This is a genomic window from Myxococcus sp. CA005 (assembly GCF_006518205.1).
In the GTDB taxonomy this organism is placed as follows: Bacteria; Myxococcota; Myxococcia; order Myxococcales; family Myxococcaceae; genus Myxococcus; species Myxococcus xanthus.
Genome location: NZ_SRLV01000020.1, coordinates 1 through 21,263 on the forward strand (window position 1 = coordinate 1; position 21,263 = coordinate 21,263).

17 protein-coding genes are annotated in these 21,263 nt (G+C 70.1%); 12 read left to right on the top strand and 5 right to left on the bottom strand.

Going from position 1 to position 21,263, the window contains the following annotated elements; translation table 11 throughout:
* From FMQ63_RS11365 to FMQ63_RS11390, 6 genes are all read left to right on the top strand, one after another.
* A partial coding sequence (locus FMQ63_RS11365) for an SLC13 family permease (protein ID WP_141276615.1) occupies positions 1–1,380 on the top strand: 1,380 nt, incomplete at its 5' end.
* A 117-nt stretch (positions 1,381–1,497) separates the two neighbouring features.
* On the top strand, positions 1,498–1,995 hold the full coding sequence (locus tag FMQ63_RS11370; protein ID WP_011554242.1) for an OsmC family protein: 498 nt from the start codon (positions 1,498–1,500) through the stop codon (positions 1,993–1,995).
* 27 nt (positions 1,996–2,022) lie between these two features.
* Positions 2,023–3,438, top strand: a complete 1,416-nt coding sequence (locus FMQ63_RS11375) for a sigma-54 dependent transcriptional regulator (protein WP_011554243.1) — start codon at positions 2,023–2,025, stop codon at positions 3,436–3,438.
* Between the two features lie 110 nt (positions 3,439–3,548).
* Positions 3,549–4,655, top strand: coding sequence for a hypothetical protein (locus FMQ63_RS11380; RefSeq protein ID WP_020478645.1), 1,107 nt, complete (start codon positions 3,549–3,551; stop codon positions 4,653–4,655).
* Positions 4,656–4,734: 79 nt separating this feature from the next.
* Positions 4,735–5,130 (top strand): BlaI/MecI/CopY family transcriptional regulator, encoded by a 396-nt coding sequence (locus FMQ63_RS11385; protein ID WP_026113894.1) that lies wholly within the window; start codon positions 4,735–4,737, stop codon positions 5,128–5,130.
* The gene (locus FMQ63_RS11390) at positions 5,130–7,043 is read left to right on the top strand and encodes a M56 family metallopeptidase (protein ID WP_044275024.1); all 1,914 of its coding nucleotides are present in this window, start codon (positions 5,130–5,132) and stop codon (positions 7,041–7,043) included. Before FMQ63_RS11385 ends, FMQ63_RS11390 begins: the two co-directional genes overlap by 1 nt.
* A 26-nt stretch (positions 7,044–7,069) precedes the next feature.
* Here the strand turns inward: FMQ63_RS11390 and FMQ63_RS11395 are convergent, their stop codons facing one another.
* The 5 genes from FMQ63_RS11395 to FMQ63_RS11415 all read right to left on the bottom strand — a co-directional run bounded on the left by FMQ63_RS11395 (position 7,070) and on the right by FMQ63_RS11415 (position 12,807).
* Positions 7,070–8,176, bottom strand: coding sequence for a sensor histidine kinase (locus FMQ63_RS11395; RefSeq protein ID WP_011554247.1), 1,107 nt, complete (start codon positions 8,174–8,176; stop codon positions 7,070–7,072).
* Positions 8,173–8,886 carry a response regulator gene (locus tag FMQ63_RS11400; RefSeq protein ID WP_011554248.1) on the bottom strand — a complete coding sequence of 238 codons (714 nt, stop codon included), beginning with the start codon at positions 8,884–8,886 and terminating at the stop codon, positions 8,173–8,175. The genes FMQ63_RS11395 and FMQ63_RS11400 overlap by 4 nt, the downstream gene beginning before the upstream one ends.
* Positions 8,861–10,051 carry a sensor histidine kinase gene (locus tag FMQ63_RS11405; RefSeq protein WP_011554249.1) on the bottom strand — a complete coding sequence of 397 codons (1,191 nt, stop codon included), beginning with the start codon at positions 10,049–10,051 and terminating at the stop codon, positions 8,861–8,863. Before FMQ63_RS11405 ends, FMQ63_RS11400 begins: the two co-directional genes overlap by 26 nt.
* A gap of 400 nt (positions 10,052–10,451) precedes the next feature.
* On the bottom strand, positions 10,452–11,342 hold the full coding sequence (locus FMQ63_RS11410; RefSeq protein WP_011554250.1) for a LysR family transcriptional regulator: 891 nt from the start codon (positions 11,340–11,342) through the stop codon (positions 10,452–10,454).
* Between the two features lie 277 nt (positions 11,343–11,619).
* Positions 11,620–12,807 (bottom strand): SRPBCC family protein, encoded by a 1,188-nt coding sequence (locus tag FMQ63_RS11415; protein ID WP_225909319.1) that lies wholly within the window; start codon positions 12,805–12,807, stop codon positions 11,620–11,622.
* Positions 12,808–13,194: 387 nt separating this feature from the next.
* Between FMQ63_RS11415 and FMQ63_RS11420 the strand changes: the two genes are divergently transcribed.
* The 6 genes from FMQ63_RS11420 (at position 13,195) to FMQ63_RS11445 (ending at position 21,198) form a co-directional block, all read left to right on the top strand.
* On the top strand, positions 13,195–13,875 hold the full coding sequence (locus FMQ63_RS11420) for a phosphoribosyltransferase (RefSeq protein ID WP_011554253.1): 681 nt from the start codon (positions 13,195–13,197) through the stop codon (positions 13,873–13,875).
* A 182-nt stretch (positions 13,876–14,057) separates the two neighbouring features.
* Positions 14,058–16,181 (top strand): PAS domain-containing protein, encoded by a 2,124-nt coding sequence (locus FMQ63_RS11425; RefSeq protein WP_011554254.1) that lies wholly within the window; start codon positions 14,058–14,060, stop codon positions 16,179–16,181.
* Positions 16,178–17,545 carry a sigma-54 dependent transcriptional regulator gene (locus FMQ63_RS11430; RefSeq protein WP_011554255.1) on the top strand — a complete coding sequence of 456 codons (1,368 nt, stop codon included), beginning with the start codon at positions 16,178–16,180 and terminating at the stop codon, positions 17,543–17,545. The genes FMQ63_RS11425 and FMQ63_RS11430 overlap by 4 nt, the downstream gene beginning before the upstream one ends.
* A 110-nt stretch (positions 17,546–17,655) precedes the next feature.
* Complete coding sequence (locus tag FMQ63_RS11435; protein ID WP_225909320.1) at positions 17,656–18,036, top strand: response regulator; 381 nt, start codon at positions 17,656–17,658, stop codon at positions 18,034–18,036.
* A 133-nt stretch (positions 18,037–18,169) separates the two neighbouring features.
* Positions 18,170–20,032, top strand: coding sequence for an OmpA family protein (locus tag FMQ63_RS11440; protein WP_011554257.1), 1,863 nt, complete (start codon positions 18,170–18,172; stop codon positions 20,030–20,032).
* Entirely contained in the window at positions 20,032–21,198 is a 1,167-nt protein-coding gene (locus FMQ63_RS11445) for a FecR domain-containing protein (protein ID WP_225909321.1), read from the top strand. Before FMQ63_RS11440 ends, FMQ63_RS11445 begins: the two co-directional genes overlap by 1 nt.
* The last annotated feature ends 65 nt before the right edge of the window (positions 21,199–21,263 follow it).

The window sequence follows — 21,263 nt, forward strand, 5'->3', positions numbered from 1 at the left end:
CCCCTGACAGGAGCGGCCTCCGCCGAGGCCCCCCTCTCCGCGACTCCACCCGGCGTCTCCGCGCCCCGGCATGCGTTCGCGCTGGCCGGGCTCACGGGGGTCGCGCTGGTGGCGCTCCTCGGCGTCGAGGGACCGGTGGCCACGCGCACGGTGCTCATCGGCGGTGCCTGTCTGGTGCTCTGGCTGACGGAGGTGGTGCCCTCGTTCGTACCCACGCTGTTGCTGCTGGGCGCCACGCCCGTCCTCCTGGGGCCGCTGGACCGTGCCTATCAGCTGCCGTCGGTGCTCGCGTGGTGCGCGGACCCGGTGCTCGTCCTGTTCCTGGGTGGCTTCACGCTGGAAGTGGCCGCCATGCGGCACGGACTGGATGCCTCGGTGGCGCGGCACGTGATGCGGCTGTCGGGTGGACGGCCTCGGCGGCTGGTGTTGCTGGTGATGGCGGGCGTCGCCTTCCTCTCCATGTGGATGTCCAACGTGGCCGCGGCGGCGATGATGCTGGCCGCGCTGCGTCCCCTGCTCCAGGCCATGCCCGCGGGCGCGCCGCTGCGGCCCGCGCTGCTGCTGGGCGTGGCCCTGGGCGCCAACGTCGGCGGCATCGCCACGCCCGTGGGCAGCGGTCCCAATGCGCTCGCCGTATCCGCCGCGTCCGAGTATGCGCAAGTCACCTTCGCGAAGTGGATGTCCTTCGCCCTGCCGCTCACGATGCTCCTGCTGCTGGCCGGCTTCGGACTGGTGCTGCTGCGCTTCCGCGTGGGCGGCAGGCTGACGCTGCCCCCCGAAGCACCCGTGTCCCTGGCGCGCTCGGGACGGCGCGTGCTCTGGGTGAGCGCGGCGTGCGTGGTGGCCTGGCTGGCAGAGCCGCTCCACGGTGTGCCCGCGCCCGTGGTGGCGCTGGCCGCCACCGCGCTGCTCTTCGGCAGCGGCCTGTTGAAGCGCGAGGACCTGGGCCGGTTGGACTGGGCCACGCTGCTGCTCATCGCCGGCGGCATCGCCCTGGGCCGGCTGCTGGAGCACTCCGGGCTCATCGCTCGCGCACTTGCCGGCGCGGACCTTGCGGGCTGGCCGGTGCCGGTGCAGTTGGGGGTATTGGTGGCCGTCGCGGCGGTGCTGTCCGCGCTGATGAGCAACACGGGGACGGCGGCGCTCCTCATCCCCCTGGCCACACAACTGCATCCCGCCGTTTCGACGCCGGTCCTCGTGGCCCTGGGGTGCTCGCTGGGCATGCCCTTCGTCATCAGCACCCCGCCCAATGCGATGACGGTGGGCGAGGGGCTGGCCTCCTCCGAGCTGATGAAGTTGGGGGTTCCCCTGATGTTGGGCGGATGTCTGCTGGTGAGCGTCTCGGGCCCTGCCGTGCTGCGCCTCTTTGGGTTGCCATGAGTTTCTCTCCCAGCTTGCTCGGCACCACGGTACGAACGCGGCGTCCCGGAAGAAGCAGTCGCGCGGCATGCGCGTTGAAGGGGCACTGCCTGCTCAGGCTTCGGCGGAGGTGAGCCCGTGACGAACGTGACCATCACTGAGTATGAAACGCGCCTCTACTGGCAGGGAGAGCGCGGCGCCGTGCTGACGAGCGACCGTGCGCCGCCCGTGCCCATTGGCCAGCCGCTGACCGGGCAGGACACCGTGGCCGTGGGCCCCTGGTCCCCGGAGGCCCTGCTCGTGGGCGCGGTGGAGGGACGCACCCTGCTGGCGTTCCTGGAGCAGGCGCGGGAAGCGGACGTGCGCGTGCTCTTCTACCAAAGCTCCGCGGTGGCCCGCGTGGTGTGTGGCGCGGACCAGCCGCCGCATCTCACGGATCTCATCGTGCGCCCACACGTGGCCGTGGCCACCGAAGCCGACGCGGAGGCCGTCCGCCTCATCTTCACCGAGCTCCCCGCGCACTGCTTCCCCAGCTCCGTCATCAACATCACTCCGCGCATCGAACCGGTGGTCGAGACGTGGCACGCTCGTAGCAGTGGTCGAAGCGTACCCGCCGCGACCGCCCCCGCATCCTGACCTGACAGCAAAGGCTCCACCTCCCCCATGTCCCCACAGCGAATCCTGGTCGTCGACGATGAGGACAATGCCCGCCGGGCGATTGCCACCATCCTGAATGAGGAAGGCTACGAAGTGGCCGAGGCCGCCAATGGCGCCGAGGCCCTGGCTCGCATCGGCGAGTTCTCCCCCGCGGTGGTGCTCACCGACGTGCGCATGCCGCAGATGGACGGCCTCACGCTGCTGAAGACGGCCCGCGAGCAGGGCAGCGACGCCACCTTCGTGATGATGACGGCGTTCGCCAGCGTGGAGACGGCCGTGGAGGCCATGAAGTCCGGCGCGGACAACTTCCTGCTCAAGCCGTTGGACGCGGACCAGGTGCTCGTCACCCTGGGCAAGGTGCTGGAGAAGCGCAGCCTGCGCCAGGAGGCCGAGGCGCTGCGGGACCAGGTGCGCTCGCGCGTCCGCCGCTTCCACGACATCATCGGCGAATCGCCCCAGCTCCAAGGCATCTACGACGTCATCCGGAGGGCGGCGGGCACGCGTGCCACGGTGCTCATCCTGGGCGAATCGGGCACGGGCAAGGAGTTGATTGCCCAGGCCCTGCACCAGGAGTCGCCACGCAAGGACAAGCCCTTCATCCGTGTGCACTGCGCGGCCCTGTCCGAGAACCTGCTGGAGAGCGAGCTGTTCGGCCACGAGAAGGGCTCATTCACGGGAGCGCTGGCCCGGAAGGAAGGCCGCTTCGAGCTGGCGGACGGTGGCACGCTGTTCCTGGACGAGATTGGAGAAATCTCTCCCGCCGTGCAGGTGAAGCTGCTGCGCGTCCTCCAGCAGCGTGAGTTCGAGCGCGTGGGTGGCACCCAGACGCTGAAGGTGGACGTGCGCATCGTCGCGGCCACGCACCGGGACCTGGTGGCCGAGGTGAAGGCGGGGCGGTTCCGCGAGGACCTCTACTACCGGCTCAACGTGGTGAGCGTGACGCTGCCGCCGCTGAGGGACCGCAAGAGCGACGTCCCCGCGCTGGTGAACCACTTCCTGGAGAAGTACAGCGATTCATACGGCAAGCAGGTGCGAGGCCTGGCACCCGGGACGCTCCAGGCGCTGCTGTCCCATGACTGGCCGGGCAACATCCGCGAGTTGGAGAACGCCATCGAGCGCGCGGTGGTGCTGGCGCAGGGGCAGGAGCTGTCCACGGATGACCTGCCGCCCGTGCTGCGTGGGCCCCGGCCGCACGGGACGTCCACGGGCGCGCTCATCCCGGGCGCCACGCTGGCGGCGATTGAACGCGAGGCCATCCTGCGCACGCTGGAGATGGTGCAGGGCTCCACATCCCGGGCCGCCGAGGTGCTGGGCATCAGCGTGCGGAAGATTCAGTACCGGCTCAAGGAATACAGCACGCCGGATGGCGCGCCGCTCAAGGTCGTGGCCGATGAGGCGGAGGACCTGGCCGCGGAGTCGTAGCGGTTTGATGGGTGGGCTGGGGCACTGCTACCGTGCCCTGGATGGGATGGCATTCGAGGCGAGCCTCGGTTCACCGGGGCAACGTGCTGCTGAGGGTCCTGGGATGGGGTGTGAGCGGAATCCTGCTGCTCGCCGTGTTGGCCCTCGCGGCCTTCCACGTCTGGTCTCAGCGCCAATATGGCCCCGCCATCGGGCAGTTCCGGGCCGACGTCACGGCGCAGGTGGACTTCTTCTGCGAACAACAGGCGCTGGTGGGCGCGGAGCCGTGGTTTCACGAACCGCGGGGCTCGGGCGATGCAGGCCCGCTGCTCAACGAATGGCTCCGCGTGGCTTCCGGCCCGCCCGGTCTGGAAGAGTCACCCCTTCGGCTCCCGGCACACCTTCTGTTGCTCCAGAAAGCCGAGAGCATGGAGGACTGGATAACGTCGGACCTGGACCTCTCCAGCCTGGACTTCGGCTGGATGCGCCAGATGCATGCGTTCGACCACTGGAATGCCATTCCCCGTGCGTCCATCGCACCGGGCAAGCCTTTCGACCTGATGTCCGCGTCCTTTCCGGAGTTCTCGCTCCTGGTGCTCTGGTCGAAGTTGCGGCTCCGGCATGCGATTGAACAGGGGACGCCGCTGGAAGCCGTGCGCGACGTGAGGCAGCTCGCGTGGCTGGCCTACCGCACGGACACGCTGTTGGGCGGCATGGTCGCCCTCTCATTGCTCACCGTCGAACACAGGATCCACGCCACCTTGGAGAATCCCCCGCCTGACTGGCGGCCCATGAGCCTTGAACAACAGAGGCGCTTCAAGGCCGTGCTGTGGTCCGCCTCTGCCTTTTCGAGCATCGCTTCTCCCGTGGAGGTCAGCGAGAAGGCACGCACGTGTGAGCCGGCGATTGGCCGCTGTATTGGCCTGGTGGAAGCCGCCCTTCGCGGCCGTTACCTGGAACCCTATGCGAAAGGCACGCACCAGCAGGCGTACCTGGAACTCAAGACAGCCAGCGCGGCGGGCCACTGCCCCACGCAACTGCTGGCGTCCATCTGGGAGCAAGGGCTCACGGTGACGGATGACGATACAGGGCCGGGTGCAGGGGACGAGCGTCCCCTGGCGGCGCGGCTGATTCCCACGAGCGCCCTCAGGGGCCCCTTCGCACTCCAAATCCTGGCATCCTCGCTGACCACCCTCGACCCGCTCCGCGAGCTCAAAGCCCTGGCCCCCGCCCCTTAGCAAGGGCAATGCCTCCAGGAACGGCCATCTACGACGGGCGTCGTTGACTCTTACGACGGCCGTCGTAATACTCCGCGAGATGACCACCCACGCCCTCCCGCAGCCGACGCGGGCCGAGCTGGCCATCCTCCGTGTACTCTGGAAGCAGGGCCCCAGCACCGTCCGACAGGTGCATGAGCTGATGCGGGGCACCCAGGACAAGGACACCGGCTACACCACGGTCCTCAAGCTCCTGCAGAACATGACGGAGAAGGGCATCGTCCAGCGTGACGAGAGCGAGCGGACCCATGTCTATGAAGCCGCCATCAGCGAGACGCGCACCCAGCGCGACCTCCTGCGCGACTTGATGGACCGGGCCTTCGGGGGGTCCGCCACGTCGGTCGTGGCCCAGGCGTTGTCTATGAAGCGCGCGTCCGCCGAGGAGCTGGCGGAGATTCGCAGGCTGCTCGACGCACACGAAAAGCGGGGGAAGTGATGGACGCGCGTTATCTCCACGCCCTGGAGCAGGCGCTGCTCGGCTTCCTGTGGCAGGGCGCGGTAGTAGCCCTGGCGGTCGCGGGTATCCTGTCCCTGACGTCGCAGCGCGCCGCGCGGACGCGTTACGCCACCGCATGCCTGGGGATGGTGGCCATGGCCGTGCTGCCCGTGGTGACGTTCCTGACCGCGCTGGCGGAGGCCTCGCACGCCGTGACGTTCGGCGCCTTCGGGTCCCTGACCCAGTCCAGCATGCTGACCGTGGCCACGACGGAGACCGCGTCCCTGGCGGCTCCTCACTGGACGGAGGTGCTCCGCCCCTGGCTTCTGCCGGCGTGGTGCTGCGGCGTGCTCCTCCTGTCGGCCCGGACCGTGGGCGCATGGATCATCACCCACCGGATGGCCCGACAGGAGACGGAGGCCCCCTCGGCCCACTGGCGTGAGGCACTGACTCGTGCGTTGCACCACGTCCGCCTGTCCCGGCCCGTGCGCCTGCTGGCCTCCACCCGCGTCGACGTGCCCATGGTCATTGGCCTGTGGCGCCCCCTCATCCTGGTGCCGGCGGGTGCCATCACCGGGCTGTCCGCCGCGCAGTTGGAAGCCATCCTCGCGCACGAACTGGGCCACATCCGGCGCCACGACTACGTGGTCAACCTCCTCCAGTCCTTCGTGGAGACCCTCCTGTTCTACCACCCGGCCGTCTGGTGGCTGTCCCACTGCATCCGCGAGGAGCGTGAGCACTGCGCGGATGACCTGGCCGTCCAGTGCTGCGGGGATGCGCTGCTCTACGCCCGCGCCCTGGCCCACATCGAGGAGCTGCGCCTGGCGCCATCACCCCACCCCGCCCTGGGCGTCAGCGATGGCTCGCTGCTGATGCGCGTGCGACGGCTGCTGTCCGCGTCCGAGGGCATGACGCCGCGCAGGTCCTGGCGGCTCGCCAGCGGACTGGGCAGCGCCGTGCTCGCCGTGGCCCTGGGGTCGTCGCAACTGCCGGAGACGGCCCACGCCACGGAGCCGGTGAGCACGCCGCCCCTCCACGCGGAGGCAACCCCCGGCACCGTGCAGCGACTGTCCAGCGCCACGCCCATGCACCATCTGCTCGTGGCCCCGGCGACCTTCTCCGCCCAGACCCCGCAGGCCCCCGCGCCCATCGAGCGCCCGAAGGCGGCGGCGAAGGCGGAGCGAGCACCCGCGGCGAAGCCCCGTCCCACGCGGCCCGCCCCCCTCCTCATCCCAGACATGGGGACGATTGCCCGCACGGAGCTGTCGCGCGTGCCCTACTCGCTCGACGGTGAGCCCGCCGCGCCCGTCCTGCTCGAGGACACCTCCCTGGAGTCGCCCGACGCCACCCTGGCCGAGGCCGCCTCCGCGCACGCCGACGAGCACGCCGCCGAGCTGCCCCGAGTGGTCGTCTCCGCGCCGGCACCCTCGCGCGCTTCCGCGTTCGACGCCGTCTACAAGGCCATGAAGGCGCCGGCTCCCGTCAAGACGCTCCGGCCCGGAATCACCCCGCCCCGGTTCCTCTCGGGCGAGCGCATCCACCTTCCCAGTATCGTCTACGGGATTCAGTCCCACTTCGGAGGCTTCCCCAAGGGCGCGGTGGTGGCCCGCTGCATCATCACCACGCAGGGCTCCGTCACCGACTGCCAGCCCATCCAGGGCCTGCGGGGCCTGGAGGAAGGCGTCATCCGCACGCTCTCCACCTGGCGCTACGAGCCCGCCACGCTCAACGGGAAGCCCGTGGCCGTGCGCTACGTATTCGACGTCTGGTTCACGAAGGAGCCGGGCGGCGGAACGCACGAATCCCGGCACTTCGCGGGCCTCGACCTCTCCGATGTGGTGGGCGCCGCGGCCCCAGGGACGTGCGACGACTGCGACACCTTCGAGTTCCACAGCCCGACGGCGCGCCGGTAGCGCATCCTACATTCCGCTGACGGGCCCTACCCCGCCAGCGGCATCCGGAGGATGAAACGAGCGCCCCCACCGGGCGCGGTGTCCACCTCCAGCGAACCACCATGCTGCGTGACGATGGCATGGACGATGGACAGCCCCAGCCCCGAGCCCTGAGCCTTCGTGGTGAAGAAGGGCTCGAAGATGCGGTCCCGGGCCTCCTGGGGAACACCCGGGCCGCTGTCGTCCACGGTGAGCCACACGCGCCCGCCCTCGTGCCCCGCAGACAGCGTCACGGTGCCTCCCGCTGGCGTGGCCTCCAGCGCGTTGAGGCACAGGTTGATGAGCACCTGACGCAGCCGCTCCTCCTCGCCCGCCACCGACGGCACCGGCGCCTCGCGTGGCGTGACTTCCAGCGACACCTTGCGGGACGCGGCCTGCCCGCTCAGCAGATCCACCACCCGCCGCAGCATCTCGTTCACGTCCACGGAGGCGGGACGGAACTCGCGTGGCCTCGCGAACTGGAGGAAGTCCTCCAGGATGTGATCCAGGCGGCGAATCTCATCGCGCACCAACAGCAGCGGCTCCAGCAAGGGCGCCTGCTGTCCATCCGGAAGACGCCGTAGACGCCGCTCGAGGACGGAGAGCTGGAGCGCCGCCGCGTTCAGTGGATTGCGGATTTCGTGGGACAGGCCCGCCGTCATCGTCCCCACCGCCGCCAGCTTCTCCGTCACCTGGGCGCGCCGCGCCAGCTCGCGCTTCTCCGCGTGCAGGCGCACCTGCCGCATCGCTTGCTCCAGCGTCAGCAGCAGCTCCTGCGGCGCGCAAGGCTTCATCAGGTACGCACACGCGCCCGCCCGCACCGCGGCCACCGCCGTCTCCAACGTGGCGAAGCCCGTGAGCAGCACCACCTCCGAGTCCGGCGACGCGGCCTTCAGCTCGGCGGCCAGCGCCGTCCCGTCTCCGTCTGGCAGGCGCAGATCCACCAGCGCCACGTCGAAGCCCTCCCGGACCCGCTCGCGTGCCGCCTTGCAACTGGACGCGCCGCGGACCGCGTAGCCCGCGTCCCCGAGCAACTCCTCCAAGTTGTCCAGAAAGGCCGCGTTGTCATCCACCACCAGGACGGACGGACGGGACGGAGAGGTGGGCTCGCTCATAAGGCGTGGGTGGGACGTGCCGCGTGCGCCGTTTCCAGCACCTCCATCAGCGCGCCTGGGTCGAAGGGTTTGGAGAAGACGCCCGTGGTCCCGTCAAGCGGGGCCGCGTCGGGATAGGCCGTCATGACGAACGTGGGCAGGTGAGGATAGCGCGCGCGCAGCCGTCGCAGGGCCTCACCATCCGGCCCACCGGGAACGCGCAGGTCCACCAGCGCGGCGAAGGGCTGCACGCAGAGGATTCGGTCCGCGTCCAGCACCGAGGCCGCCGTCACACAGGAGAAGCCGCGCCCGCGCAGCAGCTCGGCGATGTTGTCGCTCAGCGCCGGGTCGTCCTCCACCAGCACCACCAACCCATCCCGGCGAGCACCGGACAGCAGCTCCACCAACGTGGGGATGGGCACGGGCTTGGGCAGCACCGCGAGCAGACCTTCGCGCCGGGCCGTCTCCAAGTCATCCTGGCGTGGGTGCGCGGTGATGACCACCGCGGCCAGGCCCGGGTCCACGCGGCGGAGGTGGTGCACGGCATCCGCGCCGCTCATGCCGGGCATGCGCATGTCGGTCAGCAGGACGTCGAAGCGCGTGGTGCGCGCCAACCGCACGGCCTCGTCACCGCTCGTGACGACAGTGGCCGCGTCCCCGCCGTCGCGCAGAATCTCCGCGAGGTTCTCCGCGAACGCCACGTTGTCATCCAACAGGAGGTACTGGCGCATGCGTCTCCTCCGAAGCGACGAGGGAAAGCCGAATCACGAAGCGCGCTCCCGCGCCGGGACGGGGGACATACGCGATGCTCCCCCCATGCCGCTCCACGATGCGCTTGACCAGCGCGAGCCCGAGCCCGATGCCGCGCGCCTTCGTCGTCATCAGCGGCTCGAAGAGGCGGCGGCGGATGACGTCGCTGACGCCCGGCCCGGAATCCTCCAGCACCAGCTCCACCATCTCCGGCTCGCGCGTGGCAGCGGACAGTGACACCGTCCCGCCCGTCTCCTCCAGGGCCTGGACGGCGTTGTCGAGCAGGTTCACGAACACCTGGCGCAGCTGCCCCGCGTCTCCTTGAACCGCGGGCAATGAGGTCAGTCCCTCCGCGCTCACGACGACAGCGTCGGGCCGCTGCACGGCCTTGAGCGCTTCCTGCCAGACCTCGTCCAACCAGACCTCCTGCCGGTGCAGGGGCCGGTCCCGAATCATGTCCAGCAGGTCGGAGACGATGCGGTTGGCGATGCCCACCTGGTCGCCAATGCGGTCCAGGTGCTTCGTCGTGCGCTCGTCCATGGCCCCCGGGCGCCCCCGGAGGATGTAGAGCGACGTCTCGATGACGCCCAGCGGATTGCGCAGCTCGTGGCCGATGGAACCCACCAGTTGGCCAAAGGTGGACAGCCGCTCACTGCGCGCCTGCTGCGCCAGCAGATCTTCCCGGTACGTGTGGAGCATGATGGCCAGCTCCAGGTCGAGAATCTTCCCCACCGCGGAGCGGGCCGCGCGGAGCGCCGCGGGCTCTTCCAGGTAGGTGGCGTCGATGTGGCTGTTGAACTCCTGCCGCAGGATGTTCATCGCGCCGAACATGTAGTGCTGCGGCAGGGCGATGCGCACGTGCATGCGGCCAATGCGGCAGCGCAGCGCGTAGTAGGCCTCGTCCCAGGGGCCGCGGAGGAGCTGGTCCATCCACACCTGCAGGGTGCCGCGCAGGTGGCCCACCTGGCTCTCGCCCCCTTCAAGCGCCTGCCGAGCCCCTTCGTGCTCCAGGATGCGGTCGTAGAAGACGCGAGCGAAGCGCGCGAAGTGGGGCTTCGCGGTGGCATGCAAGGTCACGAGAGCCTGCTCGTCCGCCGAGCTGAACCCCACGTACCGCTTCAATTCCTCGAACAAGGTTTCCGCCATGAGTCCTGGGGTAAGAGCCTATCCGCGCTGAACGCATGAGCGCAGGAACTTCCTCCCCCGCTTCGCGATGGCTCGGCACGCCGCCCAGGGGCCACGGCCCGCGAGTCCAAGGACTCCGCCGGGGACGTGACATGGACCGCCTGTGGCGCACCGCGAATGGCCATGAAGGCTCCTGGAGCCAGGTCATTCCGGCCCGGCGAGGGCGCTTCAGCAAGCCCCAGGCCAGTGCCTGTGCACGGAGGGCGGCCCAAGGACGCGTGCAGGAAGTGCGCGCATCCCGCATCCGGATTCAACGGGCGCAAGGTTTGCACGCGAACATGGGGGCACGGCGAATCCCCACAGCCCTCAGACTGCACTCTGTTCTGGTATGCGCCTGCTCCCCCTTGACACGGGTGTGCCGTCATTCCCCTCCACCGAGCAGGTACTCCAGCAACGCACGAACAGGAGATGACAGGCCGTCCCAGTCCTGGAAACAGACACAGAGCCGACGCTGGGCCCAGGCCTCCGAAAGGGGCACCTTCCGATAGGTGCCCTCCCGCTGATGCCGATTGGCGACGCGCTCCGGGACGATGCCCAGGCCCACGCCGTGAGACACCATCTCGCACAGCCCCCGGAAGCCCTTCATCCGGACGCGGAAGGACACGTCGAATCCCGCGCGACGTGCGTGCCCATCAATGTGCTCCTGCAAGGCGCTCTCGGCCGCGAGGCCGACGAAGGGCTCCCGATACACATCGCGGAGCGCGAGGCTCTTGGATGCAGCCAGCGGGTGCCCGGCGGGGATGATGAGCACCAGGGGGGCGGGCTCCAACGGGCGGACTTGAAGCGTGCCCGTCTCCACGGCGTCCGAAATCAGTCCGGCCTCCGCCAGGCCTGCCTCGACCGCCTTGACGATATCCGCGCTGGTTCGCTCTCTCAGGTCGATGTTCAGCCTCGGGTGCCTGGCAAGCCATGGCGCCAGCTTCTCGGGCAGGTACTCGGTCAGCGCCGCGGTGTTGGCATAGAGGCGAATGGTGCCGCGCCGGCCTGAAACAAACGCATTCAACTCATCCTTCAACAGCTCCTGTTGATGCAGGATCAACCGAGCGTGGTGCACGAGTGCGTCACCGGCCTCGGTCGTCACCACGCCCCGAGGCCGCCTCTCGAGCAGCTTGACGCCCACCGCATCCTCGATGCTTCGCAGGCGCTCGCTCGCGGATGCCAGCGTCAGGTTCGCGCGTTGGGCACCTTGCGTGATGCTCCCCGCATCCACGATGCAGAGGAACAAGCGAAGATCCGCGAGGTCGAGTCGCATCGCGCCCCCTGCGCACGCTGCCTCCGGTGCGTCCGAAGGGAGTCACGAGACGCTCCGCATTGTGCCAGAGCACGCCGGATGGTCCAGTCAGCGCACGTCGGGCGCCTGAGCGCGCCCACTGAAATCGCCATGCGGCCGGACAGTTGGAACGTGGCAGATGAAGGCCCGCAGCGGGGCTTCAGGTGTCTTGGCCCGCTGAATGGTCGCCACGAGCCCCGGCAGGGAAACGGAGCCCCAGCGAATCAGGAAGTGATTGAAGCGCCGGGGCCGGCACCGCCTAGTGAGTGAGGGGGCCCCGGGACGACATACGTCGGGGCGCGATCTGCTCGCGCGTCACCGTCTCACGGCCGGTGGCCCTTCCCCGCTCCAGCAGCGACTTGAAGCGCAGCAGGTCGTCATCCATCTGCTTCTTCGGGTCCGCGCCCAGCAGCTTCGCGAAGGCATGGCCAATGGCCCCCGCTGGCGGGTTGTAGGACAGCCGGATGTCCACCCGAGTGCCGCCTCGCGGCGTGGACTCGAAGTGGATGACGCCCAGGTTCTCCACCGCCGTGCCCTCCACGCTCTTCCAGGCCAGCACCTTGTTGGGCACGAACTTCGTGACGACGGCCTCCCATTCGAAGTGCAGCCCCGCGGGCCCGCGCACCTTCCAGTGCGAGCGGCCCTCGACGCCCGGAATCACTTCATCCACGTGTGTCATGAACCGGGGGAAGTTCTGCATCTCCCTCCAGAAGGCGAACACCTCCTCCACCGGCGCGTTCACGTTGATGTCCTTGTGAAGGGTGATGGCCCGCCGTCCCGCGCCCATCCCCGTGAGCCGCCGCAGCCCCAGGTTCGTGAAGGCCCGCGTGCCCAGCATCACGCCGCCCACAGCCGCCAGGGTTCCTGCCACTCCGCGGCGTCCCAGCCCCCAGGCCGTCAGTGTCAGGCCGCCCAGCGCCCCGAAGAGCCGTTCGGACGGCGACCAGTGCTCCTGGAAGAAGGGCCTCGACTCACCCGAGCGCATGCTGCCTCCTTGCAGCGCCGGATGCGCTGAGCCCTCCGCATACGGAACAAGCTGGTTGTCCAGCCCATGCACCCCCTGCACCTTGCCGATGCGGGGCAGCACGCGCCGGAGTTCCTCGCGAAGGATGGGGCCTTCCAACCGAACCACGCCATCCCGAGCCATCACGCGAATCGCTCCGGGATGCGAGCACACCCGGCCCAGAGCCGAGCGCACCCGCTCCTCCAGGACGAGGTCCTCCACCGGTTCCCGGTGCAGCTTGCGCATCGATTCGAAAAAGACGCCGCGCGAGCGCTGCGAGAGGTCCCGAGCGACGACGCCCACCGCGCCTCCCGCCTCATGCGCCGCGTGGACGGCCTTCCCCTGCAGATGGGACCTGCGCCAGCGGCCACTGCGTGGGTCCGTCCAGTACATCAGCCCCAGGCCCAGCCCCGCGCCACCGATTCCCCATAGGGCAGCTTTCATCGTCCGCCTCCTTCTGGCTCGTGTCCTTCGCTCCACGGAACGTGACGGCGGCGATGGCGCGGTGCAGCAGACGGGAAGGGGCTGCCTCGCTCGCGTCCGCGGGGGATGGCTGATCACCAACCGGGCGGCCCGGGGCCCGGAGGTCCTCGCGCTGACTGGGCAGCCAGGACGGTGCCCAATCCGCCTGGACGGTCGGAATTCATCGCGTGCTCAACACCGGGAGCGCGGCGGACGAGCACGCCGCACCCACGCGGTGGGAGGGCGGGAGCCCAGGCGAGCAACGGGTGCCAACGCGAACGCCCGCCCCGTTCCACGAGGCCACCGGCGTGGCCAGCTTTCTCCTGACGAGCGCCCGTTCCATTCCAGGGAGCGGCGAGGAGTGGCGGCATGCGAGAGCCCGAATTCCAGGACCGCTATGAGGGAGGCCGCGTGCTCGCGGACCACCTGCGGCGCCATGCGCGGCAACCCGGCACCCTGGTACTGGCGCTGCCACGTGGCGGCGTGCCCGTGGGCGCCGAAGTCGCACGGAAGCTCGGAGTGCCGCTCGATGTCTTCCTGGTCCGCAAGCTGGGCACGCCCGGCCACGAGGAGCTGGCCATGGGCGCCATCGCCTCCGGGGGCGTGCGGGTGCTCAACCGCGAGGTCGTGAACGAGCTGAACATCGGCCGCGAACAGATTGAAGCCGCGGCCCGCCGCGAGGCCGTGGAGCTCCAGCGGCGTGAAGAGAGCTACCGGGAAGGCCGGCCGCCCCCCAACGTGCGTGGGCGCACCGTCCTCCTGGTGGATGACGGGCTGGCCACTGGAACGACGATGCGGGCGGCCGTGGCGGCGCTGCGGCTCCTGGAGCCCGCGGCCATCATCGTGGCCGTGCCCGTGGCCGCGGCCGAGTCCTGCGAAAGCCTGGCCCAGGTGGCGGACGAGGTCATCTGCGTCCGCATGCCCGAGCCCTTCTATTCCGTGGGCCTGTGGTACCGCGATTTCGCGCAGACGGAGGACGACGAGGTGCGCGCCCTGCTCGCCGAGGCAACCCGGGAAGGGGCTGCCAGCGAAGCACAGCCCTCCGCCTGAGCCCGGCGCCTCGTGCCGCACGGAGAACTCCGCGCCGCTGCGCGCCCGGCCCTCGAACCGGATGTGGACATCCATGGGCCCGTTCCCTCGTCCGCGGCGCCACCACGGCGGCACGCCAATGCCCGGCGAGCCACCGTCCGACCGGGGATTGCGGTTAAGCTCCCACGCTCGCCGCCCACCGCATGCACGAGTTTCCTTCCCGTCGACAGTTGATGCTGGCCGTCCTGGTGGCCACGACTCTCTCCGCGGCTGTCGAGGGAGTCTGGAGCTACTCCGGGGCGGTGAGCCCCCCTGCTCGCGTCCTCCTCACCGCCGCGGTGGGGCTGCTCATCAGCGGCACCCTGGCGCTGTTGCTCCTGCGAACCCGGGAGCGCGCTCACCGCGCACGGGACGCCGCCCTGCGCAGCGCGGATGACGCCAGCGCGCTTCGCGCAGCCGTCATGGACGTGACGCCCGTGGGCTTCGCCTTCTTCGACCGCGAGCTGCGCTACGTTCACATCAACACGGCCCTGGCGGCGATGCATGGCCTGCCCACGGAGCGGCACCTGGGCCGGCACGTCACCGAGGTGATGCCCGACCTGGGCAAGCTCATCGCTCCGCGCCTCCAACTGGCGCTCAGCACGGGGGCCTCCATCCAGGACACCCTGCTCCAGGTGGAGACGCCCGCCGCGCCGGGCGAAAGCCGCTTCTGGTTCGGCAGCTATCTGCGCGTGTGCGGCGCGAACGGCGAGGTGCTGGGCGTCATCGCCGCGATGTCCGAGCTCACCGAGCGCATGCGCGCGGAGGAGAGCCTCCAGGAGCACGAGGGCCGGCTGGACGTGCTGACGCGCTCGCTGCCGGACTACCTGTGGGGCGGCAAGCTGCGCGGCGGGAGGCTGCGCGATTTCTACTGCACGCCCGTCATCGAGCGCACCACCGGCTATGCCGCCTCCGCGTTCGTCCAGCCCGCACCGGATGGCGGACCGCCGCCGCTGTGGGCGGAGATGATCCACCCCGAGGACCGCGCCCGCTACCGGGCCAGCATCGAGGGCCTGGCCCCCGGCGCCGAGGCGGAGCTGGAGCACCGGCTCATCTGCGCCGACGGCCGCGTGCGTTGGGTGCGCAGCCGCGCCGCCGCTTCCGCGTTGGATGCGCAGGCGGAGCTGCATGTCGGCTGTGTCGTCACCGACATCACCGACCGGCGGCTCGCGGATGACCTGCGCCAGCGCCTGCATGACAGCTTCCGCCGCTCCGCCCAGGAATGGCGCCGCACCTTCGACGCGGTGGCCTCGCCGCTGATGGTGTTGGGGGCGGATGGCACCGTCCAGCGTCTCAACGCCGCCGCCATCGCGCTCTTCGGAGGCATGGACCCGTCCGGCCAGCCGCTGTTCACCGCGGCCAGTGCCCCACCCTGGTCGCACGCACTGCCGTTGGTGGAGGAACTGCGCCGCACCCGCGCCAGCGCCACCCGCGAGCTGGGCGACCCGGTGTCGCGCCGCACGTGGGAGGTGTCCGCCACCTGGGTGGAGGAAGCCGGCGGCGAGGACTCGCGCATCATCCTGGTGGCCACGGAGGTGACACGTCTCCTGGAGCTCCAGGCCAGCCTGCGGCGCAGTGAGACGATGGCCGCCATGGGCGCCATCGTCGCGGGCGTGGCCCACGAGGTCCGCAACCCCCTCTTCTCCATCTCCGCGGTGGTCGACGCGGTGGAGGCCACCTTCGGCGCGCGCGCGGAGCTCAAGCCCTACGTCGACGTGCTGCGCGGCGAGGTGAAGCGCCTCAACCACCTCACGCAGGAGCTCTTCGAGTACGGCCGCCCCACCCGCGGCGAATGGGTGGAAGGTCCCGTGCTCCCGGTGATGATGGATGCACTCTCCGCATGTGCCCTGGCCAGTGAACGCGCCGGTGTGAATGTGAATCGCGAATTGGCGGCGGAGCTGCCCCGCGTTCGAATGGACGCCCGGCGTTTGTTTCACGTGTTTCGCAACGTGGTGGAGAACGCGGTGCAGCATTCACCGGCGGGCAGCGCGGTGCGGGTGGCGACGGAAGAAGTGAAAGAGGCGGGCCGGGCCTGGGTGCGGTGCACCGTGCGCGACGGTGGGCCGGGCTTTCGCGCGGAGGACCTGTCCCACGTCTTCGAGCCCTTCTTCAGCAAGCGGCGCGGCGGCACGGGGCTGGGCCTGTCCATCGTCCAACGCATCCTGGAGGAGCATCAGGGTATCATCCGCTTGCGCAATCACCCGGAGGGCGGCGCGGAAGTCACACTGCTGCTTCCTGCTGTTTCTTCGCGTGTATCAACCCAGCACGTAGACTCCCTGACTTCATGACGCGCACCCGAATCCTTCTCGTGGACGACGAGCCCGGCATCCGCCTGGGCATGAGAGGCTTCCTCACCGCCCATGGGTTCGACGTGGACGAGGCCACCAGCCTCGCCGAGGCGCAAGAGGCGTTCCGCACCTCGCGTCCCGACGTGGCCGTGGTGGACTACCGGCTCACGGACGGCACCGCGCTGGAGCTGCTGCCGCGCCTCAAGGACATCGACGCCTCGGTGCCCCTGGTGGTGCTCACCGGCCATGGGTCCATCGAGCTGGCCGTCCAGGCCGTGAAGGAAGGCGCCGAGCAGTTCCTCACCAAGCCGGTGGAACTGGCCGTCCTCAAGGTGGTGCTGGACCGGCTGGTGTCGCAGCGCCGCGAGCGGCAGCGGCTGCTGGCGGAGCGTTCGCGCATCCTCCGTGGGACGGTGAATCCCTTCATGGGTGGCAGCGCCACCATCCGCGCGCTCCAGGCGCAGGCCGAACGCATCATCGAAAGCGACAGCCCGGTGCTCATCACCGGTGAGACGGGCAGCGGCAAGAGCGTGCTCGCGCGGTGGCTGCATGAAGGCGGCCCGCGCAAGGACGCGCCCTTCGTGGACCTCAACTGCGCGGCGCTCTCCAAGGACTTGCTCGACTCGGAGCTGTTCGGCCACGAGAAGGGCGCCTTCACCGGCGCGGTGGCCGCCAAACAGGGCCTGCTGGAGGTCGCCGACCGAGGCACCCTCTTCCTGGACGAAATTGGCGACATGGACTCGGCCGTCCAGCCCAAGCTCCTGAAGGTGCTGGAGGAGAAGCGCTTCCGGCGGCTGGGCGACGTGAGGGACCGCCGCGTGGACGTGCGCCTCATCGCGGCCACGCACCAGGACCTGGCCGTGGCCGCTCGGGACAAGCGGTTCCGCAGCGACCTCTACTTCCGCGTCAGCACGCTCATCCTCCATGTCCCCCCGCTGCGTGAGCGGCCCGAGGACATCGTCGGGATGGCGCACCAATTCCTGGCAGAGCTGGGCGCGGCTCGAGGCCGCGGCAGCGTGGGGCTGCGACCCGACGCGGAGATGGCCCTCACCTGCTACGCATGGCCTGGCAACATCCGCGAGCTGCGCAACGTGCTGGAGCGCGCGGTGCTGCTGTCCGGCGGCGGGCCCTTGTCCCGGGGAGACTTGCGCTTCGAGGCCACCGCCGGCGAGCCCGCCTCCGACGCCGACGACCACCTCACCCTCGAGGAGTTGGAGCGCCGCCACATCGAGCGCATCCTCCGCCGCGAGCACGGCCACGTGGAGCGCGCCGCCGCGCGGCTCGGCATCCCCCGGTCATCCCTCTACGAGCGGCTGAAGCGCCTGGGCATCAACCGGTCCGGATTCCAGAAACCGGATCCGTAGTCTGGACGCAGCAAGCAGTCTTGAGCCGTTGCGCGGGAGCAAGCACCCGAATTTGCTTGGAACCGAGACAAGCCTGTCTCTGGCCCTGAGCTTGCTTGAGGGCCCGCTCAGTGGCTCAGAACATCCTGATCGTCGACGACGAGTCTTCCCTCTGCTGGGTGTTGGGCCAGTTCTTCTCCGGGGCCGGCTACCGCGTGGACTCGGCCGGCGCGCTGGACGAGGCCCTGGACCTGATGACGACGGGCCGCTACGACCTGGTCATCAGCGACCTGCGCCTGAGCGGAACGCTCTCCGAAGAAGGGCTGATGCTGGCGGACTTCGTGCGCCGCTACACGCCCCAGACGCGGGTGGTGCTGCTGACGGCGTTCGCCACCCAGGAGCTCACCGACCGCGCGCAGGCGCTGGGCGTGGACCTGGTGCTTTCCAAGCCGCAGCCGCTGCCCACGTTGGCTGAGCACGTCTCACGCCTGCTCGCCGCCGCCGCCGTGTAGTTCGCGCCCCTGCCGCCGCGTGCGAGCCCCCTGGCTCCGCGCGACGATGCGTCATCGAGTTGCATTTCGCCGGGACGGCCCCGAACAACTGGGACACCGACGGCTCATCGTTTCTTGAGTCAGTCATCCGCCGATGACAACCTTCGCGGCTCCTCGGCGGGGCCCGTCCCAGCCTCGACCTTCCATGCGCCTTCCTCACTTCACACGGTCCTCACCGCGCAGCTTCCTTCGCCGCGTGACACGGCTCGCCGCCCCGTTGTTGCTGGTGGCTTCAGCCACCGCCAGCGCCCAACCCGCGGCGTCGCAGGCCATCGACGTGCAGCAGTACAAGCCGGCGCCGGGTGCCTATGACGTGCTCGGCATGCACGGCGCGCGCATCGCGCCGCACCTTTCCTGGAACCTGGGCGCGTCGCTCAACTACGCGAATGATCCGCTCAACCTCGTGGACCCGCGAGCGGACCGGTTCCTCTACCGCATCGTGGACAGCCAGCTCACGCTGGACCTGATGGGCGCCATCTCCCTGTTCGACCGGGTGGAGCTTGGCGTCGCGCTGCCCATCTCCCACACGACGTCGGAACCCGCCGCCGCGGTGGCGCCGGACCTGTCGAACGGCGTGGGGACCACGGGCGTGGGTGACCTGCGGCTGGTGCCGAAGGTCCGCCTGCTCTCCACCGACAGCGGGATCCACCTGGCGGTGACGGCGCCCCTGACGTTGCCCACGGGCGGCGGCTCGAAGTTCCTGGGCTCGGACACGGTGACGTTCCAGCCGCGCTTCGTGGCGGAGTGGGCCACCACCGCCGTCCGCCTGCTGGCCAACGTGGGCTTTAACGTCCGCCGCGAGGAGCAGTTGCGCAACCTCCGCGTGGGCAACGAGTTCGCCTACGCGGTGGGCGCCGAGGTGCCCCTCACGCAGGCCCTCACGGCGCAAGCCACCCTGGCGGGCGCGCTGGGCCTGAAGGAGACGAGCGCCGAGGAGCGGCCCATGGAAGTCCTGGCCGCGCTGAAATACCGCTTCACCCCGGGGTTGGCTGCGCATGTGGGCGCGGGCCCGGGCCTGTCGCGGGGCTATGGCACCCCGTCCTTCCGCGTGCTCGCGGGTGTGGCCTGGACGCCGTTTGAATCCAAGGGCGGCCCCGCCTCCACCGCGCCGGTCTGCGACCTGGGGCCCGAGGACTTCGACGGCTTCCAGGACGACGACAACTGCCTGGACCCGGACGATGACGGTGACGGCATCCCCGACGTCACCGACGTGTGCCCCACCGAGCCGGAGACCTTCAACAGCTTCCAGGACGAGGACGGTTGCCCGGATGACCCGAACGCCCACCAGCCACCCACCGAAGCGGGCCAGCCCGCACCGGCCCCGGCGCCCCTGGCGCTGCCGCCCGCGCCGGTGGATACCGACAAGGATGGCGTTGTCGATTCGGAGGACCTGTGCCAGACCGAGCCGGAGGACTTGGACGGCTTCGAGGACGAGGACGGTTGCCCCGACCCCGACAACGACCAGGATGGCATCCCGGACGCCGAGGACCAGTGCCCGCTGGAGGCGGAGACCATCAACGGCGTGCAGGATGATGACGGCTGCCCGGACAAGGGCAAGGCGCAGGTGCGCGTGGAGGGCGCGCGCATCGTCATCCTGGACAAGGTGTACTTCGGCACGGGCCAGGACGTGATTCTGGCCAGGTCCCACGGCCTGCTGCGGCAGGTGGCCGCCACGCTCAAGGCGAACCCGCGGATCCTGATGGTCCGTGTGGAAGGCCACACGGATGACCAGGGCAACGACATGAAGAACCTGGACCTGTCCCAGCGGCGGGCGAGGAATGTGGTGGCCTTCCTGGTGAAGGAAGGCATCGCGGCGCAGCGGCTGGACGCGGTGGGCTATGGTGAAGCGAAGCCGGTCGACACCAACGAGACGGCCAAGGGGCGCGAGAACAACCGGCGCGTCGAGTTCAACATCGTGAAGGTCGCCGAGCCTTCGACGGGAGGAGGCACGCGTTGATGCGGACAGCCCCTTGGATGATGGCGGTGATGCTGGCGGGTCCACCCGCGCTCGCCGCGCAGACGCAGGCGCCGTGCGGCGGGCTGCGCTTCGACAGCGGCCGGATCGTGTTCGGCCGGCCGCTGGCCCCCCAGGGCGCGGAGACGGACGCGTGCCTGGCGCACGTAGCCCAAGCGCTCCTGGCGCGCCCCGCCATCCGTTCCGTGACGGTGGCGGCGAAGCTTCCGGACGCAGAACGGCTGGACGGCCAGGGCCTGGCCGCGGCGAAACGGGCCGCGGATGTGCTGGTGGCGGCGGGCGTGCCCCGCACGCGCGTGTCCGCCATGGCGCCGCCGTCCGTGGAGGGCGAGCCCGCACAGCTCCAGTTCGCCTACGTGGAGCGGCCCGCCCAGCCCGCGGTGGCCCGGCTACGGGCGGCCAGCGGCGCGGTGGAGGCCGGCGCGACGGAAGCCCAACTCCTCGCGCGGACGGTGGGTGACGCGCTCTACCCGGGCGAGCTGCTGCGCACCGGCGAGGACGCCCGGGCCGAGCTGGCCCTGGCGGACGGCAGCATGGTGCGCGTGGTGGAGAACAGTCTCATCAAGGTGGGCGCCATCGAGCTGATGGCGAACCTCCAGCGCAAGGTGCAGTTGGACTTGCTGCGAGGCACCGTGGAGACGGACGCGGCGCCGGGTGGCGCGGGCTCCATCTTCGAGGTCCGCACGCGCGGCGCGGTGGCCGGTGTGCGGGGCACCCGGTTCCGCGTGTCGGCCCAGGACGACGGCACCAGCCGGCTGGAAACACTGGAAGGCAAGGTGGCCCTCAGCGCGGAGCAGGCCGAGGTCGAGGTGTCGGGCGGACATGGTTCGCGCGCGAAGCCGGGCTCGCCTCCGGAGCCGCCTCGCCCGCTGCTGCCGGCGCCCACGCTGGTGGGCCCTCGGGGAGGCGCGTTCGCCACGGCCCCGAAGGTGTCCTGGCGGACGCTGGAGGGCGCCGCGACATACCGCGTGGAGGTGGCTCGCACGGCGGACTTCGCCGCGAGCGTCCAGACGTATGACAGCGCCAGCCCGGAGCTGGCGATTCCCGGGCCCCGCCAGGGCAAGTGGTTCTGGCGGGTGATGGCCGTGGACGGAGACGGCTTCGTGGGCTTCCCCTCGAAGATCTACGCCTTCGACGTCCAGCCCTGAGACTGTTGCGTTGCGTGCGCCCATTCGCACACGCATGATGGCCGGGCCCTGCCTCCCAGCAGGCC

Coding starts and splice junctions, on each gene's coding strand:
- FMQ63_RS11385 (WP_026113894.1), top strand. CDS start 4,735: ATGACCACCCACGCCCTCCCGCAGCCGACGCGGGCCGAGCTGGCCATC.
- FMQ63_RS11430 (WP_011554255.1), top strand. CDS start 16,178: ATGACGCGCACCCGAATCCTTCTCGTGGACGACGAGCCCGGCATCCGC.
- FMQ63_RS11400 (WP_011554248.1), bottom strand. CDS start 8,886: ATGCGCCAGTACCTCCTGTTGGATGACAACGTGGCGTTCGCGGAGAAC.
- FMQ63_RS11440 (WP_011554257.1), top strand. CDS start 18,170: ATGACAACCTTCGCGGCTCCTCGGCGGGGCCCGTCCCAGCCTCGACCT.
- FMQ63_RS11425 (WP_011554254.1), top strand. CDS start 14,058: ATGCACGAGTTTCCTTCCCGTCGACAGTTGATGCTGGCCGTCCTGGTG.
- FMQ63_RS11375 (WP_011554243.1), top strand. CDS start 2,023: ATGTCCCCACAGCGAATCCTGGTCGTCGACGATGAGGACAATGCCCGC.
- FMQ63_RS11445 (WP_225909321.1), top strand. CDS start 20,032: ATGCGGACAGCCCCTTGGATGATGGCGGTGATGCTGGCGGGTCCACCC.
- FMQ63_RS11390 (WP_044275024.1), top strand. CDS start 5,130: ATGGACGCGCGTTATCTCCACGCCCTGGAGCAGGCGCTGCTCGGCTTC.
- FMQ63_RS11415 (WP_225909319.1), bottom strand. CDS start 12,807: ATGAAAGCTGCCCTATGGGGAATCGGTGGCGCGGGGCTGGGCCTGGGG.
- FMQ63_RS11405 (WP_011554249.1), bottom strand. CDS start 10,051: ATGGCGGAAACCTTGTTCGAGGAATTGAAGCGGTACGTGGGGTTCAGC.
- FMQ63_RS11420 (WP_011554253.1), top strand. CDS start 13,195: ATGCGAGAGCCCGAATTCCAGGACCGCTATGAGGGAGGCCGCGTGCTC.
- FMQ63_RS11395 (WP_011554247.1), bottom strand. CDS start 8,176: ATGAGCGAGCCCACCTCTCCGTCCCGTCCGTCCGTCCTGGTGGTGGAT.
- FMQ63_RS11410 (WP_011554250.1), bottom strand. CDS start 11,342: ATGCGACTCGACCTCGCGGATCTTCGCTTGTTCCTCTGCATCGTGGAT.